Annotated in this window: 5 protein-coding genes; all 5 read right to left on the bottom strand. The window is 60.6% G+C overall.

Annotated features, from left to right (window positions below; genetic code table 11):
* A partial coding sequence (gene guaA, locus GX108_06390) for a glutamine-hydrolyzing GMP synthase (GenBank protein NLO56663.1) occupies positions 1-594 on the bottom strand: 594 nt, incomplete at its 3' end.
* A 98-nt stretch (positions 595-692) separates the two neighbouring features.
* Positions 693-2,330 carry a chaperonin GroEL gene (gene groL, locus GX108_06395; protein ID NLO56664.1) on the bottom strand — a complete coding sequence of 546 codons (1,638 nt, stop codon included), beginning with the start codon at positions 2,328-2,330 and terminating at the stop codon, positions 693-695.
* Positions 2,331-2,378: 48 nt separating this feature from the next.
* Entirely contained in the window at positions 2,379-2,669 is a 291-nt protein-coding gene (locus GX108_06400) for a co-chaperone GroES (protein NLO56665.1), read from the bottom strand.
* A gap of 169 nt (positions 2,670-2,838) precedes the next feature.
* Positions 2,839-4,011: a tRNA (adenosine(37)-N6)-threonylcarbamoyltransferase complex transferase subunit TsaD gene (gene tsaD / locus GX108_06405; protein ID NLO56666.1), complete on the bottom strand. Its 1,173-nt coding sequence runs from the start codon at positions 4,009-4,011 to the stop codon at positions 2,839-2,841.
* A 52-nt stretch (positions 4,012-4,063) separates the two neighbouring features.
* The coding region (locus tag GX108_06410; GenBank protein NLO56667.1) for a hypothetical protein at positions 4,064-4,322 on the bottom strand (259 nt) is incomplete at its 5' end.

Raw genomic sequence — 4,322 nt, forward strand, 5'->3', positions numbered from 1 at the left:
CTTTTCGCACCGGCAGATCCCGAAGAGGAAGTTGGACAACAGGTCCGTCCCTCCCGGTGCCTGGGCCGACTCCGGCAGAAACTGCACGGCCGATATCCTGGAGTTGGAGCCTTCGAAACCCGCAATCATGCCCGACTCGCTCCGGGCAGTGACTGCAAACCCCGGAGGGAGCGATACGACGCGGTCCCGGTGGCTCATCCAGACCTCGAATTCGCTGGGAAGCCCCCCCAGGAGGGCGCCTCCATCCCTTTCGACGAGGATTCTCACCCTTGCGGACCCGACGGGCTTCCCACGGGCGACCTCGCCGCCCAAAAGCCTGGAGATCAACGGCATGCCGTAACAGATGCCGAGGACGGGGACACTTCCGTCGAGCAATCCTTCGGGGACTGCAGGAGGCTCCTTATCGAGGACCATCTCCGGGCCTCCGACGAGGATCAGGCCCGAAGGGTTCCTGCCCATGATGGACTCGTAACCGGCATCCCAGGGGACCACCTCGCTGAAGACACCCTTTTCCCGGACCTTCCTGGCAATCAGTTGGCTTTGTGAAAAGCCGAAATCGATAATGACTATGGTCTTCCGCGCTCCTGGATGCAAAAGGATCACCCCTCACGATATAAGTTTATCAGAACCGGGACGCGGCCGCTTGCAATAAAAAAGGGCCCCCGCGGGGGCCCTTCATGCCAGAGGGTCGATTAATAATCCATGCCGCCCATGCCACCCATGCCACCGGGCATTGCGGGCATATCGCTCTCCTTCTTGGGTTTTTCGGCGAGGAGCGTCTCCGTGGTGAGGACCATAGAGGCTATTGAGCCAGCGTTCTGAAGGGCGCTCCTGGTAACCTTGACCGGGTCGATGATGCCGGACTTGATCATGTCCTCGTACTCGCCGGTCATGGCGTTGAAACCGAATCCCTTCTTAAGGCTGTGCACCTTCTCGACCACCACGTCGCCCTGGAACCCGGCATTGGCGGCGATCAGGTGGATCGGCGAGATCAGGGCCTTTTTGACGATGGTCGCGCCGGTCTTCTCGTCGCCTTCGAGGTTCCCGATGAACTTGTCGAGGGGTTCGATGGCGTTGATCAGGGCCACACCGCCTCCAGCGACGATACCTTCTTCGACGGCCGCCCTGGTAGCGTTGAGGGCATCCTCGATCCGGTGCTTCAGTTCCTTCTGCTCCGTCTCGGTGGCGGCCCCAACCTGGATGACGGCTACTCCGCCCACCAGTTTCGCGAGGCGCTCCTGGAGTTTCTCCTTGTCGTACTCGGAAGTGGAATCTTCCAGCTCGGCCTTGATCTGGGCGGCGCGCTTCCTGATGGCGTCGGAATCACCGGCGCCCTCGACTATGGTGGTCTCTTCCTTGGTAACGCGGACCTTCTTGGCCCTGCCGAGCATGGAGAGATCGGCATTCTCCAGTTTGAGGCCGATCTCCTCGGAGATGACCTGTCCGCCGGTCACGATGGAAATATCCTGGAGCATCGCCTTGCGACGGTCACCGAAGCCGGGGGCCTTCACCGCGACGACCTGCATCGTCCCGCGGAGCTTGTTAACCACTAGGGTCGCAAGGGCTTCACCCTCGACATCCTCGGCGATGATCAGGAGAGGTTTGCCGGTCTGGACCACCTTCTCGAGCAGGGGGACCATGTCCTTGACGCTGTTGATCTTGCCATCGTTGATGAGGATGTAGATATCCTCCAGGTGGGCTTCCATGCGTTCGGGATCGGTCATCATGTAGGGGCTCACGTAGCCCTTGTCGAACTGAAGTCCCTCGACCATCTCCAGGGTGGTGCCGACGGTCTGGCTGTCCTCGACGGTGATGACCCCCTCTTCCCCGACCTTCTCCATGGCCTCGGCAATCAGCTCGCCGACGGCGCGGTCATTGGCGGAGATGGCGGCTACCTGGGCGATCTTCTCCCGCTCCTTGACGTTGAGAGCCATGGACTTCAGTTCGTCGACCACCAGGTCGACGGCCTTCTCTATGCCATGGCGCATAAGGGCGCCGTTGGCGCCGGCGGCCACGTTCTTCATGCCCTCGAGTATGATGGCCCTGGCGAGGACGGTAGCGGTGGTGGTGCCGTCGCCGGCTATGTCGTTGGTCTTGGAGGCCACTTCCTTGAGCAGCTGGGCTCCCATGTTCTCGAAGGGATCCTCGAGTTCGACCTCCTTGGCGATGGTCACGCCGTCGTTGGTTATCGTCGGCGAGCCGAACTTCTTCTCGAGCACCACGTTGCGACCCTTGGGTCCCAGGGTGCTGCCCACGGTATCGGTGACCTTGTTGATCCCGCGCTCTAGGGCCCTGCGGGCTTCTTCTCCAAAAATAAGAATCTTTGGCATTTTTATACTTCCTCCTTCCTGGCTCTTCAGGAAAAATATGGGTCCGGACTACTTCTCAAGGATGGCGAGGATATCGCGCTCGCTGAGAATGAGCAGATCTTCGCCTTCGATCTTGACTTCGGTGCCGCCGTACTTGCTGAAAAGTATCTTGTCGCCCTTTTTGACCTCGAGCGGGAGCTTCTGCCCGTTCTCAAGAACCCTCCCGGATCCGATGGCCAGGACTTCCCCCTCCTGGGGTTTCTCCTTGGCGGTATCGGGGATCACGATACCCCCCTTTGTCTTCTCCTCCTGGGTGAGGACCTTCACGACTATCCTGTCACCGAGCGGTTTCAACTGCATTTCACTACCCCTCCCTACGGACATGTGTTGAAAATATGTTAGCACTCAAACGCATCGAGTGCTAAATGACCGCGAATGATATTAATCGGCTGGGCTTTCAATCTCAAGGGGTCTGACCATCTTTTAGGGGGAAATAATGCCGAAAAAGCAGTATTTTCGCTATTTTTCTCTAGCTTATTTCATTTCTCATTATTTCTTCGGTCAGCGGAGCCGAGGGATCCGGCGAGAGATCCAGCCCCGACGGTCCTGACTTTCGGAAGTTGAACAGCCCCGCGGCGGCTATCATCGAGGCGTTGTCGGTGCAAAGTTCCGGGGGAGGGAGGAAGACATTGCTCCCGAAATGATCCCTGAAGGCCTTCCTGAGGGCCGAGTTGGCCGACACGCCGCCGGAAAGGCAGACCCTTCCGACGCCGGTCATCTTCGATGCCAGAACCACCTTTCCCAGCAGCGCCGCAACGGCCGCCCTCTGAAAGGAGGCGCAAATATCGGCCAGGGGGATGCTTCCGCCCTCGCTCTTTATCCTGTTCACAGCCCATAGCACGGCGGTTTTGAGGCCGCTGAAGCTGAACTCCACCCGCCCGGTGGAGCCCAGGGGCACCGGAAAGTCGAAGGAATCGGGGTCGCCCGCGGCAGCGAGCCGGTCCACCTCGGGTCCGCCCGGGTAGGGAAGCCCCAGCATCTTGGCCACTTTGTCGTAGCATTCGCCGGCGGCATCATCCCTGGTCCTCCCCACGAGGGCGTAGTCGCCCCACTCCTTCACCAGTATCACCTCGGTGTGCCCGCCCGAAACGATAAGGCAGAGGAAGGGCGTTTTGAGATCTTCATGGGCTATACGGTTCGCGAATACGTGGCCCTCCAGGTGATTGACCCCCACCAGGGGGCAACCCCAGGACTGGGAAAGACCCTTGGCGGTCATAACGCCCACGAGGAGCGATCCCATAAGTCCCGGTCCCGCGGTTACAGCCACGAGCCCCACTTGGCTTGAAGGGTCCTCCACCCCGGCTTCGGAAAGGGCCGCCCTCAAAAGGGGGATGATGGCCTCCTGGTGTTTCCTGGAGGCAAGCTCCGGCACCACCCCGCCAAAGAGGGCGTGGTCCTTGGCCTGGCTGGAGAGGAAGGATGATCTGACCCCGCCATCGAAGCCCAGGACAGCGACTCCGGTGTCGTCGCAACTGGTCTCGATACCCAGCACGACCGGGTCGTCATGGGGTTTTTTCAAAACCGGCAACCGGAGCACCCCGAGCAGGAACCGGAACAGCCCTTCGATCCTTTGCCGAGGGGCGGACCCGATTCGTGGATGAAGGCCTTTGCTCCGCAGGCGGGGCAGCGGGAGGGGCGGCATCCGCTGGCGAAGCGCTCACCGCAGGAGGCACATCGAAAAAGATGATCCCCGGTCATTTCGCGGGCACCGTCCATTCAACGGAGTCCTCCAGGTAGGCGAGGGTAGTCGCCTTGCCGGGCGATGCCTTCTCCAGGGGCACGGCGGCCGAAAGGATGCCCTCCGTCCCGGTCGGGAGGTCTCCTTCCACGATGAAAGTCTTGTCGGTGAGGATGTCGCCCCGTTCCAGGCGCCTTCCCCCGACGGAGAGGTCGCCCGTGTTGAAGGTCCAGGGCTTGTTGGCCCTGTAGCGGATGATGAAGAGAGCCTTCCCC

Source organism: Thermovirga sp. (assembly GCA_012523215.1).
Taxonomy (GTDB): Bacteria; Synergistota; Synergistia; order Synergistales; family Thermovirgaceae; genus 58-81.

Bases quoted from the DNA above. Each gene is read 5' to 3' on its own strand.
- groL (NLO56664.1), bottom strand. From the start codon at position 2,330: ATGCCAAAGATTCTTATTTTTGGAGAAGAAGCCCGCAGGGCCCTAGAG.
- GX108_06400 (NLO56665.1), bottom strand. From the start codon at position 2,669: ATGCAGTTGAAACCGCTCGGTGACAGGATAGTCGTGAAGGTCCTCACC.
- tsaD (NLO56666.1), bottom strand. From the start codon at position 4,011: ATGCCGCCCCTCCCGCTGCCCCGCCTGCGGAGCAAAGGCCTTCATCCA.